This window comes from Enterococcus sp. DIV0724b, from assembly GCF_050531475.1.
GTDB classification, from domain to species: Bacteria; Bacillota; Bacilli; order Lactobacillales; family Enterococcaceae; genus Enterococcus_L; species Enterococcus_L haemoperoxidus.
Genome location: NZ_CP172890.1, coordinates 2,585,767 through 2,600,297 on the forward strand (window position 1 = coordinate 2,585,767; position 14,531 = coordinate 2,600,297).

Here is a 14,531-nt window from a genome sequence, read left to right on the forward strand (position 1 = left end):
GGTACCACCTTTGTTTTAAAGTAATCATGATTACTTTTCTTAGACCAAGTCTTATAACTTGTCGCTTTGATAACGGATGCTTTCCCGAAGCTGCTTACATATCAACAGCTTATCCTCCTGAGACCATCTTCAACTCTTATGCGCTTATCTCTTTTCACCAACCGAGACTCTCTACAAAAGCACGTCCAAATTTACTCTTCTCTTCAACGGACTGTTATTCATTTGTTGTTACGTTGTATTCTACTGGAAAATAAATTACATGTCAAATCTTTTTTTTATTATTTACTCAGTAATTGTTTCTCTAGGACTAACTAGGTACTGCTCCAAGACATCTTTAGACATTTCTTTTCCATATCCACAAATTGGACATAGTAAGTAATGACTTGATGATGTGTTAAAAATTGGGATCCAAAATAACGTAAATTTTCGTCCAATTTGTTTTCCCTGCATGATTACTTCGTTGCTACAATGACTACAGTCACATTGAATCACTGTATCCCCTAAATCTCTTTCAAATCCTTTGCTACCCCAAACAATAAACATATTTATTTTCTCCCCTTTGTTTCAGTTTATCAATAGGGGCTTAATTGTGTCAATAAGATAATTAAATATAGACTCAAATTGTGCTTTCGTTATATAACAAATTTTGGAAAAAATCTTGATCTGCTATTGGATGTGGAAATTGATTGACAAACCTTACTATCTACGGTAATCTGTTATCTGTATTACTATTATTGCCGCCTTAGCTCAGCTGGTAGAGCACCACCATGGTAAGGTGGGGGTCGACGGTTCGAATCCGTCAGGTGGCTTACTGAAAACTGTACCCAATATTATTGGATATAGTTTTTTTATTATATTGATTAGATAAAAATCCAAAGAAAATAGGTGAAAAGAATGACCAATCATAAAGATTTAACATTCGATTTCTATCAAGAAAACGATCAACAACTTTACTCCCTTCTCACAAAAGATATTCGTGTCATGCGTTATATCACTGAAAAAGCAGAACCTGAAAATGAAGCCATTGAAAATTTCAAAAAGATTTTAGCTTATAATAAAGCGCATAATGACCAGACTGGTTACTACAAAATTTTTGATCAAGAAACCTATATTGGTTTTGGTAAATTGTCTTGGGATGAGGAAAATAAAATAGAAATCGGTTATATGTTGTTGCCAGAACACTGGGGCAAAGGTTATGCCACACAAGTAATTGCGATATTATTGGACTTTATAGAACAATCGAAAACATTGTCTGCTGCTACGATTTATGCCATTATCGATCCAAAAAATGGTGCATCAAAGCATCTTTTAGAAAAATATCATTTCGTTTCTGTTTGGCAAGGAATCGAAGATGGATTACCTTCTGAACATTTGGTTTGGCAACCTTAATCTATGATAAAAGAAAAGCGCCTAACTCTTTGAGCTATCCTCAAAAGTTAGATGCTTTTTTTAATCATCATATCGTTTTCGTTTAGATGAAGCTGGGATTCCCAAAGCCTCCCGATACTTGGTTACAGTACGACGAGAAATTTCGATTTCTTGTTTTTTCAACAAATCTACCAATTTCTGATCTGAAAGTGGTTTTGCTTTATTTTCATTATCAACTAAAGCTTGCAATTGTTTTTTGATGCTGCTTGTTGAGGTTTCTTCTCCTGTGGTTTCATTTGATAAGCCATGCGAAAAAAATGAGCGAAGTTCAAAAACACCAAATTCTGTTTCTAAATATTTGCCATTGACTGCTCGGCTAACGGTTGATTCATGAATTTTCAATGATTCTGCAATTTCTTTTAAGGTCATCGGTTTTAGCGGACGATCTTCTTTAAAAAAGAATTGCTGTTGGCGTTGGACAATTTCTGTGCCCACTTTTAAAATAGTATCACCACGTTGAAAGATCGTTTTTTCTAACCATTCAAATTCGTTTTTCTTTTCCTTGATGTACTCTTGAACTTCTTTATCATCTGTTGCTTCCATTCGTTCAAAATAAGCTTGTTGGAACTGGATTGTTGGCGTACCTGTTTTATTGGAAAGAACCTTTAATTGATTCTCCTTGATTCGTAATGTTAAATCTGGGCGTATATATAAGCCAGAAGTTGATTCAAACATACTTCCAGGGGCTGGGGTCAAGGTCTGAATGTAATCAAAAATCGTTTGAATCTCTGACAGCTCTACATCAAATTTTTTAGCGATCAATCCCCACTTACGATTAGCCAAATGATCAAACTCTTCTTCAATTACAATATAAGCTAGGTCTGGCGCTGTATCATCACGTTCTACCTGCAGTAACAAACATTCTCGTAAATCTCTTGCACCAACTCCTGCTGGATCTAATTGCTGAATCAATGTCAAAGCATCCAACATTTCGATTGCTTTGGCTCCTGTTTTTAGAGACGCTTCCTCTAGATCAATCATCAAATAGCCATTTAAATCAATATATTCAACTAAAAATAAAACCAGTGTTCGTAGATAGGTATCCCGATAATTTAAATGGATTTGATCAATCAAATATTCAAAAAGCGACATGTGGTTATCAGGAATTTGATTTAAGTAATTGTTTTCTTCATTAGTATAAGTTCGGCTGTTAGAGCTGGGGAAATCTCCATAATTTGTCTCGGTTTGAATGTCGATCAAAGGATTTTCTAGCGACTTGGCTTCTATGTAGGCATAAAGTTCTTCTGAATTGTATTGTAAAATCTGAATCGATTGTTGTAATTGTTGGGTCATTGCAAGTTTTTGGACTTGTTTTTGTTGTTGTGATTGATGTTGCTCAAATTTCATTATTTTTGTCCTCCCCCTTGTAATTTATCAAAATATCAGCTAAACTAGTAAACGTGCTTGCGCCCTTAGTGTAGTGGATATCACGTAAGATTCCGGTTCTTGAGACGGGGGTTCGATTCCCTCAGGGCGCGTCATTTTTTGAACCATTGATTTACTGCTACATGTAGAATTATAGCATAATTTAAAATCAGATGTCGCTATAAACAAGATAACATCCCCCTGAACACTACAAGTGAATAGTGTTTTTTTATTTGTCACAATCTCTACTTAACAATAAGATTCAAATTATGGACATTTTTTTATATTCTCTCATTTATCTATTGAATCCATTTAAAATCTGATAAAAAAAGACTATTTTTTTGTGTTATTATGGTTCTTTGATAAATATCATAGTTAGGTAGTGAATAGGATTGAGTCAGCATCATACAAGGCTATTAGTTATTTCACTTCTTTTAGCACTCACAGAATTTATTTTGAACCGTTATTTTAATCAATTTACAGCTATTGATTATCAGCTCTTATTTTTAATCATCACCTTTATTCAAGGTGGTATAATTTTATATTTTCTGCTCTCATTTTTACTGCTATTATTTATTAGTTATAGCTCTAGAAAATAAATAGGCAGCTGGATTTCTATCTAAAAAAGAGTAAATGGGCTTGGAGTCGCCCTTTACTCTTTTCTTTTTATCTTTATAAAACCATCGTTTCAAGTTCAAAACGAATCTTGCTTTGAATCATCTGAATTTTTTCGATTTCTGATCCGTCTTTATCAACTTGATATTTCTGGGCAATAGAATGATTATACGAGATGATATAACTTATAGCCCATAGCCTCGGGTCCTCAATGATTTTATCTGCTAACGGATAAAGTAGTGCAAAATGCAGCCGTATTTCTTCCATGATATCCACCAATAAAATTGGATTATCATTGATTAGTTCTTTTTCTAAAAAAAGAAGAATTCTTTGATAGGCTGCGCAATCCAGCGGTCCACCTACAGCTGCTGGAATAACTGTATATTTTTTGTTATCCCTCCATAAAAATTCAACTTCTTCTTTTACGTGTAGGCTTACAAGTTCTTCCAGTATCCACGATCGAACTAAATTATGTACTTGCTCATCTAACAAGATTTTTTTCCCGATCACAATAAATTCATCATGCGGCAACTGTCCAGCTTTTTTTACTATTGCTAATTGTTCATAGTAATTATGCCTGTTCAAATGATTCAATTCTTCTTTTAATTCTTTGATTTTGCCAACTTCAAATTGCTGATACATCAATTCAACATGACGAATTTTCTTTTTTAAAGAAATCAATTTTCTCATTTCTCCGCTTTGTTCCATTAAAATTCGTTCATTAATAATGCTATGTGCTTGGATAAACATATTATTTTGAATCAAAATTTGGATATAAATCTCCAAATAATCTAAATAAGCAAAATATTTTTCTTTCATTTCTGAAGCTAACGATAAAGCTTGCTCGTTTTCACCTATTTCTAAATACATGTTTACCAACACTAAATTCAACGGAAAGTCCTGTCGTATTGCGTAAGCTTGTTCATAATAATCAACTGCTTCAATCAAATTATCTTGTTTTACTGCTTCTTGTCCCAGCTCAATAAACCGTTCATAGTTTTTTGGAAATGGAATTTGATTCGTCAAAAGAAACGCCACCTTCCTAATGATTATTTCCCATATTTTAACACTTACCGAAATAAATGATAGTAAATGGGAAATAGTGTGTATCCCTTAAAAAGGAAAAAATTTTGCTTGAAACGAAATATACTAAAAATCACGAAAATTCTAATATAAATTTCTAATAATGACAGCTACTTCAGCTTGACCTTCTGCTTGCATTCGTTCTGCCTTTTCTACCAACGTATAGCCAACATAGAATTCTTTTGTCAACTCATCTTGTACTTTGAATTCCACAACGTCTTCTACATGAAAAGCATTTGGCTCAACTTCTTGAACACTATCCCAACCAGTATCGATAAATACTTTGGTATTATCATTAATCGCGCTATTGGCTTCCAATTCTTCCACACGTTTTTTTAATTGTGAAAATGTCATTACTTCTACTCGATTATCCATTGTGCTGCCTCACTTTCTGTTATTTGACTCTGTGTTTTATTATACCAATTACATGTATATTCAACCACTTACTTTTCTCCACTATCATCATAACCTAAAATCAAATTTTATAACACTTAAATTTAAAAAGAAGGGAAATAAACTTTTTTTGTTTATTTCCCTTCTTTTCTACTGTTTTACTACTCTTTTGTCAGTTCACCATCTTCAATACGATAAACATTGTCGCTCCATTCGATCATTCTAGGGTCATGAGTGACCATGATCGTTGCTTTTTGTTTTTCATGTGCTTCTTTTGCCAAAATTTTTACAACTTCATATGCATGTTCCGTATCTAGACTCGCTGTTGGTTCATCTGCTAAAATCAAACTTGGTTCATTGAACAATGCGCGAGCAATAGCCACACGTTGTCGTTCTCCTCCCGACAAGTCTCTTGGAAATTTGTGAATTAAATCAGCAATATCTAAAGAGGTTAATAAATCATTGATTCGCTTTGTTTCAGTCTTTTTCTTTTCAATTTTGTCGACTAATTTAAATTGATTTTCTACCGTTAAAAACGGGATTAGATTAGACGTTTGTAAAATAAACCCTATTTCCTCAAAACGTAATCGCGAGCGTTTTTTTTCATTTAAATGGGTAAAATCTTTGCCGTTGATCATAATAGTTCCAGACGTAGGTGTTTGTAAGCCACCTGCAATTGTCAAAAAGGTACTTTTACCAGAACCTGATGGGCCAATGATACTGACAAATTCTCCAGCTTTAACGTTTAAATCAATTCCTTTTAATGCTTCAACTTTTGCATGGCCTTTACCAAAATCTTTACGAATATCATCCATTAATAAAATATCAGTCATTTTCTTACCCTCCTATCGCTTTCATTGGATCAACGTGAGTCACTGTGCGGATCGAGAAAACACCGCCTAGTACAGCAACGATAATCAACACTATACTATAAACCAGTAAATTCATACTATCTAATTCAAACGGCATCGCAGAAGGTAAAACAATGTTTGTCAGCAAGGTCAAGACCACACCAATCAAGACACCGATCACGCCTAAAATGAACGTCTGAGCTATGATCGATTTGATAATATACCCATTAGAGATTCCCTGCGCTTTCATTACGCCGAATAAACTTGTTTTTTGTAAAGTCATCACGTAGATAAAAATTCCAATGATTGCTGCAGTAATCACAAATAGGAAATAGATCATCGCGTTTAATGTAAGGTTTTGCTCACTATAGCCAGGTAATTTTTCGATAAATGCGTTAATTTCATATTTTGCCAAATGATCGTCTGTATCTTGCAACTTGATATCATTTGTTTTAGTAGAACGGACAACAATTCCATTGATAGGGGCTTTAGTTCCTTCAATGATTTTGCCAAATTTAAGCTCTTGCCATTGATTTAACGATGTATAAATCAATGGTACGATACTAAAGCTGTTTTGTTTCGTGATACCAACAACTTTTAACTCTTTATCTAGCTTTCCGATTTTTACGTTATCTCCTAGCTTAATTCCTTTGTCCACCAAGTTTTGTGGAATGATGATTTCACCCGAATTCTTAAAATATCGTCCTTCAACTAATTTAGGTTTGATTGAACTATTTTCAGTCACACCAAAAAGAGAAATATTGATCTTATCCACATCTTTGTTTTGACCGACTTTATTTAAAGCACCTGCGTATTGTCCAAGTGGTTCTTTTTTATCTGCTTCCACCTGATTTAAATCATCCATAACCAAACTTGAAGCATTCAAACTCTTATTCGCATCTTCAGATAAAATAATACTCGTTGCATCCCACTGATCAACGCCTTGTCTCACACCTTGAGCAAGCCCATTGGCTAAACCAGAAAGCATAAAAGCCACATACGCGACCAATACAATGACACCTATCACTAATGTGTACCTAAGCTTAAAATACTTCATCTCTTCTAAACCCAAAAACATTGACTCCACCTCTTTTTTATCAGTTGATAAAAAAATGCTTAAAAAAATAAAACAAACATTTTTATCACTTGATAAAAATTCTACCATGAAAAAAAGAATTAAACAATATTTTTTTATCACTTGATAAAAAACATTTTAATTCTTTAAGATAAAACACCATGCAAAACCATACTCATCAGTTCAGCAATCTGTTCTGAACGCTCTTTTTCTGTAGAAATTTGGTGGATCGTTGAAAATAATAACGACAGGCTCATAAGATAAAACTGGGCGGCCTTTTTCGATGATACCATAGTGTTTAAGGGTGTTTGACTAGTTTCGAAAATAGCTTGTAATGGTTTTAAATAATAGTCATTCAGTATATAAAACAATTGCTGTTTATTTTCTTGTTCCATCTCAGCGGCGCTTTGATGGATAAACGAAAAAATATCTCTATGGTAAACATTCAGCAATGCATTCGTACATTTTATCAATTTGTTTTCAAGTGAATCAGGCTCATCTTGTATTTGTCCCATTTCATGTTTCAGCTGACTGCCAATTTGTTTGTTGATTTCAATAAACAAAACTTCTTTATTTGAAAAATGATAGTACAAAGCCGGCTGTGTGATATTTACAGCCTTAGCAATGTCACGAGTAGACGTATTTTTATACCCGTTTGTTAAAAAAAGCTCCTTAGCGGTTTCTAAAATCGATTGATGCGTGATTTCAAACACTGTTTCCTTTTTCATTGCCCTGCCCCCATTTTCCACATGTTCATGCTCTTTTACTGTATGAACTATTTTAAATCAAAATCAGGAAAAAAGATAGTCAATAAAAAAGAAGCGTGTGTTACCACATAAAGAAATTGGTTTTCAGCAGTATAAAATTTCAAAAACAGACATTATTGAAATCTAATCTTACTTATATTACAGCAATCTGCCTAATTGAAATAAAAGTACTTTTTTTGTAAATCAGGAAACAAACATTTAACCCACCTTTTACATACTTTTTATGCTTATTATGTTTAAATGTTAACTGGTCTTAAAATAGTAAAAGAATATTTTAAGTAATCTTGACGAATTAATATAAAAATTGAATACATAAGGAGAGTTTTTTTGAAAAAAAATAAATTCATAACCAAATTATTTCTCGGCTGTTTAACGCTTTCTGCTTGTTTATTACTCAGTGACCATGCTTTTGCAACGTCTACGGAAGCATCCGAGCAAGAAAACATGATTACCGAATCTTCACAAAAATTAGCGCAATTAAAAGAAACCAAACAGAAATTATCAGAACAAAAAATCGAGAATAATAATCAGCTTTCTACCGTAGAGAAAAAAATCCAAAAAATCCAAGTCGACCTTGATCAATTAGAGAAACTTGAACCAATTGGTACGATTTCTGAAACATCAGAACCTGATAATGACCATACCGTGATACTTAAGGCACACTTTTCACCGCTAACTGTCAAAGAAAATTCCGCAACCGAGAAAAAATCACAATTAACGGAATTAAAGCAAAAACGACTTTCACTCGAATCAGACAGCAAAAGTATTTCAAAGCAAGAGTCAGAAACAGCTAAACAAGAAACTCAGCTATCTGAAAAAATCGCTCAAGTCAGTAAACAAAAAACAGAGCAAGTAAAACAACTAGATACACGTTCAGCTATTGTCGCTGCAGCAAAAACGCATTTAGGTAAACCATATGTTTACGGCGCTGCAGGTCCTGACGCATTTGATTGCTCAGGCTTAGTTCAAGTCGCTTTTGCCTCTGCTGGACGTACTATCGGTCGAACCACTGTTGACCAAGAAACAGCTGGGGTTACAATTTCAGTAGCAGAAGCCCAAGCTGGGGATTTAGTTTTTTGGGGCAGTCATGGCGGAACTTACCACGTAGGGATTTCGACTGGTGATGGTTCATACATTCATGCACCTGTTCCAGGCGATGTTGTACAAGTCGCAACAATTGCTTCTTATTCTCCTGACTTTGCTGTAAAAGTTTTATAAAATAGAACTACTGAAAAAATCATTGCTTCTTTTTCGAAAGCAATGATTTTTTCTAACTATTTTAAAGGAAAACAGAATCTCATTACTAAAATATCTTTCCTATCTAAAATCTCTCATTTTTTTATCTAAAAATCGAAATTGTTGAGAATTATGAGAAAGTATGGTATTTTATTATTGTGTGTAATTTGATTTGTGTTCCCTCTATCTCTCAGATAGGGGAATATTTTTTTATTCAGCACTTTTTCACGTCTTACCAACAAGAATTATTCATTTCACCATGATGTCTTTGTCTCATCTCTCCCCTATAATTTCCACGATGATTTTCTTTTCTACTATATAAATATTCCCTAGATTCCTCTTTATTTTTTTTAATTTCGTTCTCTTCTTTTTTCTTCAATTCATCTGCATCCATTTCCTGCTCTAGTTCAATTTTTTTATCATACCTATGGTTAGAATTTGGACTTTTAACTGCCTCACTAACAGTAACAAAACTTAATCCTCCTACAAACACTGCTACAAATAATCCACTAATTATCTTTTTCATTTCTTGATTCCTCCTAATTTTAAAGCTGATCAGGCTCGTACAGCTCTGACAGAAAAATAAGAAAATAGAAAGGTGGCGCTCTTTGCCACAATCAGATTTTATCTTTTTTCCGAAGAGCTAGCCTGCGAAGCTCAATAATATAAAAGCTGATCAGGCTCGTACAGCTCTGACAGAAAAATAAGAAAATAGAAAGGTGGCGCTCTTTGCCACAATCAGATTTTATCTTTTTTCCGAAGAGCTAGCCTGCGAAGCTCAATAATATAAAAGCTGATCAGGCTCGTACGGCTCTGACAGAAAAATAGGAAAATAGGAGGGTGGCGCTCTTTGCCACAATCAGATTTTATCTTTTTTCCGAAGAGCTAGCCTGCGAAGCTCAATAATATAAAAGCTGATCAGGCTCGTACGGCCCTGACAGAAAAATAGGAAAATAGAAAGGTGGCGCTCTTTGCCACAATCAGATTTTATCTTTTTTCCGAAGAGCTAGCCTGCGAAGCTCAATAATATAAAAGCTGATCAGGCTCGTACGGCTCTGACAGAAAAATAGGAAAATAGGAGGGTGGCGCTCTTTGCCACAATCAGATTTTATCTTTTTTCCGAAGAGCTAGCCTGCGAAGCTCAATAATATAAAAGCTGATCAGGCTCGTACGGCTCTGACAGAAAAATAGGAAAATAGGAGGGTGGCGCTCTTTGCCACAATCAGATTTTATCTTTTTTCCGAAGAGCTAGCCTGCGAAGCTCAATAATATAAAAGCTGATCAGGCTCGTACGGCTCTGACAGAAAAATAGGAAAATAGGAGGGTGGCGCTCTTTGCCACAATCAGATTTAATCTTTTTTCCGAAGAGCTAGCCTGCGAAGCTCAATAACATATCATTAACTTTCCTTTAGTTTAATGAATAATTGTGTCAAATATGTGTCGAAAATAAATTCCCAAAATAGATAATTATTGTCTATAATAAAAGAATGAACTAGGAGGATATTTCATGAAAACTATTTTGATCGTTGATGATCATTCACAAATTACAGAAGTTTTAAAAGAATATGTTATAAAAGAAGGATTTTCGCCAATCGTTGCTTCCGATGGACAAGCAGCCCTTGATGCATTTTTTAGCCATACGATCGAATTGATTTTATTAGACGTCATGCTTCCAAAACTCGATGGATTCGATGTTTGTAAAAAGATACGAGAAACATCAGATGTGCCGCTCATCATGGTCACAGCCAAAGGTGAAGACTATCATCGCATCATGGGATTAGATATCGGAGCAGATGATTATATTGTAAAACCATTTTCCCCAAGTGAAGTGATGGCACGAATTCGGGCAATTCTAAGACGAATCGAACGAACAGATGAAAATCAGCTTACAATGAAGCAACTGACTTATGATAACTTGATCGTTTACTTAGAAGAAAAGAAAGTCACGATTGCACAACAAGAAATTATGTTAACAAAAAGGGAATTAGAACTGCTGTGGTTACTCTTAGATAACCGAGAAAAAGTATTTTCAAGAGATAATTTGTTGGACAGTTTATGGGGCATCGATTATTTTGGTGATGCGAGAACTGTGGATACTCATATCAAACGTTTACGGGCAAAATTAGACGAAGTCGCTCATTCAAACTGGGAAATCACCACAGTTTGGGGCCAAGGGTATAAATTTGAGGGTAAAAATGAAAAATAAACTAACTAGAAAACTCATCCTTTACTTTTCACTTACGTTGTTTCTTTTTTCATTGGTGATCTGTGTCGCATTTAGTACATTATTTTCCAGACAAACGGTTACTATCCATACCGAAGAAATGACTCGGCGTGCAACAGTTATCGCAGAAGCTTTAAATGATTATTTTACGGAAGAAGAAACAACGGACAATAGCAGTTCTATGCATGGTATGATGGGTTCTCGCACCTCAATGAAAATGGGTATGGGGTATTCTTCGTTCCTTAAATTTATGGATCAATTCGGAATAGATGATATTTGGATCGTTGATGAAAATGCTGATACCATCACTGTAGGTCACGGCATGCACAGCAAAGAATATGAGGAATTACCCGACAATGCACAGGATGTCATCAAGAAAGTCTATAATGGTAAAACGACTACTAGCAATGCCTTCAGCAACTTTATTGGAGAACCAACCGTTACAGTAGGTGCACCAATTAAAAATAGCAGTGGCGATGTTCTAGCCGTTGTTTTACTTCATTCAGCGATTTCTAGTGTTCATAAAGAGGAAAATCAAGGGTTTTTATTGCTATTTATCAGTATTATAATCGCTTGGATTATTGGACTTTTACTGTCCATCCTTTTATCGAAAAAATTTATAGCACCAATCAATAAAATGAGTCACTTCACAGAAGAACTTGTTATCGAAAACTATGATGATACACTAAACGTTGATACCAATGATGAAATAGGACAATTGGGAGAAAAATTAACTATTTTAAAGAACCGTCTTGCTATAGCCAAGTCTCAACGGGAAAATCGCGAACAGGCTCAGAAAAATTTTCTATCCACAATTTCTCATGAATTACGAACACCTGTAACCGTCATTCGTGGGTCTCTTGAATCACTAAATGACGGGGTGATCGATCAACCAGAAAAAATTGAACAGTATTATCAGCAACTTTTAGCAGAGTCTATTGTTTTAGAACGGTTAATCAATGATTTGTTAGAACTATCCAGACTAGAAAATCCTGAGTTTAGCATTACAATGGAACCAGTTTCGATCAACGATATTTTATCAGATAGTTTAAGAAGTTTGCGTTTGAAATCATCAGAAAAAGACCAAGAATTACTATTGGAAGATTTAGTAGGTCGACCTATTATTGTCAATGGTGATTACGGCAGGATTCGCCAACTTTTTGTTATTTTGATCGAAAATGCACTCAAATTTTCGCCAAATCAAGCCATTATATCTATTCAGTCTAAAGTAGAAACAAACAACATGGTCATCAGTATTCATAATCCTGACTCCTATATCTCTCCAAAAGAACAAAAAGAAATCTTCCAACGTTTCCGTCAAGCTCGTTCGAATGATCAAATAGATGGTACAGGATTAGGTTTAGCAATTGCTAAAGAAATCGCTGAACGACATCTTTTTGCTTTAGATGTCAGTAGTGATAAAAAGAGTGGAACAACATTTTACGTTAAAATACCAATAAATTAGAAAAAAGAAGTTGGACTCTAACTCTAAAAGTTAGTATTTCAACTTCTTTTCGTTTTTATTCTACCGTAACACTTTTGGCTAAATTACGTGGTTTATCTACATCATAGCCTCTTTGCAATGTGGCAAAGTAAGCAATCAATTGTGTCGGGATAATACTAACTAAAGGACTTAGTAATGGATACACATCTGGTATGATCAATTGATCGGTCTCTTTAGCTAATGATGCTAAGGCAATTACAAAATTATGAGCGCCGCGACTTTCAACTTCTTTTAAATTTCCACGAGTATGTGCCGCTGTTTTTTGATCCGTAATTACACCAAAAACGGGTGTTCCTTCTTCAATCAGTGCAATCGTACCATGCTTTAACTCCCCAGCTGCAAAACCTTCAGCTTGAATGTATGAAATTTCTTTTAACTTCAATGAAGCTTCCATTGATACGTAGTAATCCACACCTCGTCCAATATAAAAAGCATTTCTCGTCGTTGATAGATAGTCTTCTACTAATTGGCTGATAACCATTTTTTCATCAATGATCGTTTCCATAACCGCTGCAATCACACTTAATTCATGAGCGATGTCAAAGTCTAACGATGACTGATTTCCTTTATTATCTCCCACTGCTTTGGCAAGAACTGCTAAAACAGCAATTTGTGCAGTATAAGCTTTTGTTGAAGCAACAGCAATTTCCGGTCCTGCATGAAGAAGTAATGTATAGTCGGCTTCTCTAGATAAAGTAGATCCGGCTACATTTGTTAGTGTCAGTGATGGCAAACCAAGTTCATTGGTTTGCACCAATACCTGACGACTGTCAGCTGTTTCTCCACTTTGACTTAAGAAAATAAAAAATGGTTTTTCAGATAATAACGGCATATTATAGCCAAATTCACTTGAAAGATGAACTTCAACTGGTATATTAGTCATCCTTTCAAGAAGTGCTTTGCCAACCCAACCAGCATTATAGCTAGTCCCACAAGCAACGATATAGATACGATCACTGTCCGTTATTTTTTCGATGATTTTTTCATCAATTACAGCATCGCCAAGTGTATTCGTATATTCCTGGCTAATTCGGCGCATAACCGTTGGCTGATCATCAATTTCTTTTAGCATATAATACGGATATGTCCCTTTTTCAATGTCACTTAAATCTAATTGAGCTTCATATGACTCACGATAAACTAAATTGCCTTGTTCATCTTCGATCTCTATCTTATCAGCTTTGACGATCACTATTTCACCGTCCGCAATTTCAACAAAATGATTTGTTTCCGCAAGCATCGCCATCGCATCACTACAAATAACATTAAACCCATCACCTAAACCAATCAATAATGGACTTTTATTTTTAGCGACATAAATTGTATCTGGATTAATTTTGTCGATCAACGCAAATGCATACGAGCCTTTAATCACTGTTAAAGCTTTTTTAAACGCTTCTTTTGTTGTCATTCCAGCTTCTGCAAAATACTCGATCAAATGAACCGCGATTTCCGTATCAGTCTCGCCCTCCAGTTGCTTATTTTGAAGAAATTCCTGTTTTATTTCTTCAAAATTTTCGATCACACCATTGTGTACCAAAATAAATTGGTGATTGCTTGATGTATGAGGATGGGCATTTCTTTCACTTGGTTTTCCATGAGTTGCCCAACGTGTATGGCCAATTCCCACTGTACCTTGAACTTCTGGGCTGAGTTTACGCTGTAGATCAGCGATTCTTCCTAACGATTTTACTAAATGATCTTCTGTATTTTTTCCAGTTACAAAAATTCCAGCAGAATCATATCCTCTATATTCCAATTTTTCTAATCCTTGGACTAAAATATCTGTTGCATTCTCTTTACCAATAATTCCTACGATTCCACACATACTATTCATTTCCTACTTTCTCAATTGTCTTAGGTCATTGCTCAAGAAAAAAGAAGCGGATCGATAAAAAATATGTTTTCGTCATTTTTATTTAACAGACTTCGTATTTTTTATTCCAAGCACATTCTATTTCCCCAAATCTTTATCATAGGTTTCTATTCT

At 34.7% G+C, this 14,531-nt stretch carries 13 protein-coding genes, 2 tRNA genes and 1 other annotated feature (1 of these 16 running past the window's edge); of the genes, 6 read left to right on the forward strand and 9 right to left on the reverse strand.

The annotated features are described in order from the left end of the window. Nucleotides 1-216, reverse strand: a binding site (T-box leader); it reaches 19 nt to the left of the window's first position. Between the two features lie 66 nt (nucleotides 217-282). Continuing rightward, nucleotides 283-543 (reverse strand): zinc-ribbon domain-containing protein, encoded by a 261-nt coding sequence (locus IGJ02_RS11925; RefSeq protein WP_430602125.1) that lies wholly within the window; start codon nucleotides 541-543, stop codon nucleotides 283-285. 193 nt (nucleotides 544-736) lie between these two features. Between IGJ02_RS11925 and IGJ02_RS11930 the strand changes: the two genes are divergently transcribed. Beyond that, nucleotides 737-809: transfer RNA gene (locus IGJ02_RS11930), tRNA-Thr, on the forward strand. Between the two features lie 85 nt (nucleotides 810-894). Beyond that, nucleotides 895-1,389 (forward strand): GNAT family N-acetyltransferase, encoded by a 495-nt coding sequence (locus IGJ02_RS11935; protein WP_430602126.1) that lies wholly within the window; start codon nucleotides 895-897, stop codon nucleotides 1,387-1,389. Between the two features lie 60 nt (nucleotides 1,390-1,449). Here IGJ02_RS11935 and rpoN read toward each other — a convergent pair whose 3' ends face one another. Next, a complete protein-coding gene (gene rpoN, locus IGJ02_RS11940) occupies nucleotides 1,450-2,775 on the reverse strand; it encodes an RNA polymerase factor sigma-54 (RefSeq protein WP_430602127.1) in 1,326 nt (441 codons plus the stop codon). 59 nt (nucleotides 2,776-2,834) lie between these two features. On the opposite strand from rpoN, the gene IGJ02_RS11945 reads away from it, so the two are divergent. Further along, nucleotides 2,835-2,906: transfer RNA gene (locus IGJ02_RS11945), tRNA-Arg, on the forward strand. A 559-nt stretch (nucleotides 2,907-3,465) separates the two neighbouring features. Here the strand turns inward: IGJ02_RS11945 and IGJ02_RS11950 are convergent. The 5 genes from IGJ02_RS11950 to IGJ02_RS11970 form a co-directional block, all read right to left on the reverse strand. Then, entirely contained in the window at nucleotides 3,466-4,434 is a 969-nt protein-coding gene (locus IGJ02_RS11950; protein ID WP_010762977.1) for a tetratricopeptide repeat protein, read from the reverse strand. 141 nt (nucleotides 4,435-4,575) lie between these two features. Further along, on the reverse strand, nucleotides 4,576-4,866 hold the full coding sequence (locus tag IGJ02_RS11955) for a hypothetical protein (protein ID WP_430602128.1): 291 nt from the start codon (nucleotides 4,864-4,866) through the stop codon (nucleotides 4,576-4,578). Nucleotides 4,867-5,045: 179 nt separating this feature from the next. Next, nucleotides 5,046-5,717, reverse strand: a complete 672-nt coding sequence (locus IGJ02_RS11960; RefSeq protein WP_010762975.1) for an ABC transporter ATP-binding protein — start codon at nucleotides 5,715-5,717, stop codon at nucleotides 5,046-5,048. A gap of 4 nt (nucleotides 5,718-5,721) precedes the next feature. Next, nucleotides 5,722-6,813, reverse strand: a complete 1,092-nt coding sequence (locus IGJ02_RS11965; protein ID WP_430602129.1) for an ABC transporter permease — start codon at nucleotides 6,811-6,813, stop codon at nucleotides 5,722-5,724. A gap of 143 nt (nucleotides 6,814-6,956) precedes the next feature. After that, nucleotides 6,957-7,538 carry a TetR/AcrR family transcriptional regulator gene (locus IGJ02_RS11970; RefSeq protein ID WP_430602130.1) on the reverse strand — a complete coding sequence of 194 codons (582 nt, stop codon included), beginning with the start codon at nucleotides 7,536-7,538 and terminating at the stop codon, nucleotides 6,957-6,959. Between the two features lie 366 nt (nucleotides 7,539-7,904). Between IGJ02_RS11970 and IGJ02_RS11975 the strand changes: the two genes are divergently transcribed. Then, entirely contained in the window at nucleotides 7,905-8,795 is an 891-nt protein-coding gene (locus IGJ02_RS11975; protein ID WP_430602131.1) for an NlpC/P60 family protein, read from the forward strand. A 250-nt stretch (nucleotides 8,796-9,045) separates the two neighbouring features. Here IGJ02_RS11975 and IGJ02_RS11980 read toward each other — a convergent pair whose 3' ends face one another. Then, on the reverse strand, nucleotides 9,046-9,339 hold the full coding sequence (locus IGJ02_RS11980) for a hypothetical protein (RefSeq protein ID WP_430602132.1): 294 nt from the start codon (nucleotides 9,337-9,339) through the stop codon (nucleotides 9,046-9,048). 981 nt (nucleotides 9,340-10,320) lie between these two features. On the opposite strand from IGJ02_RS11980, the gene IGJ02_RS11985 reads away from it, so the two are divergent. Together IGJ02_RS11985 and IGJ02_RS11990 are read left to right on the forward strand one after the other, a co-directional pair. Beyond that, nucleotides 10,321-11,019, forward strand: a complete 699-nt coding sequence (locus IGJ02_RS11985) for a response regulator transcription factor (RefSeq protein ID WP_430602133.1) — start codon at nucleotides 10,321-10,323, stop codon at nucleotides 11,017-11,019. Then, nucleotides 11,009-12,502, forward strand: a complete 1,494-nt coding sequence (locus IGJ02_RS11990) for a HAMP domain-containing sensor histidine kinase (RefSeq protein WP_010762969.1) — start codon at nucleotides 11,009-11,011, stop codon at nucleotides 12,500-12,502. The genes IGJ02_RS11985 and IGJ02_RS11990 overlap by 11 nt, the downstream gene beginning before the upstream one ends. A gap of 55 nt (nucleotides 12,503-12,557) precedes the next feature. Here IGJ02_RS11990 and glmS read toward each other — a convergent pair whose 3' ends face one another. Continuing rightward, nucleotides 12,558-14,369 carry a glutamine--fructose-6-phosphate transaminase (isomerizing) gene (gene glmS, locus IGJ02_RS11995; RefSeq protein ID WP_430604110.1) on the reverse strand — a complete coding sequence of 604 codons (1,812 nt, stop codon included), beginning with the start codon at nucleotides 14,367-14,369 and terminating at the stop codon, nucleotides 12,558-12,560. Nucleotides 14,370-14,531 lie beyond the last annotated feature (162 nt).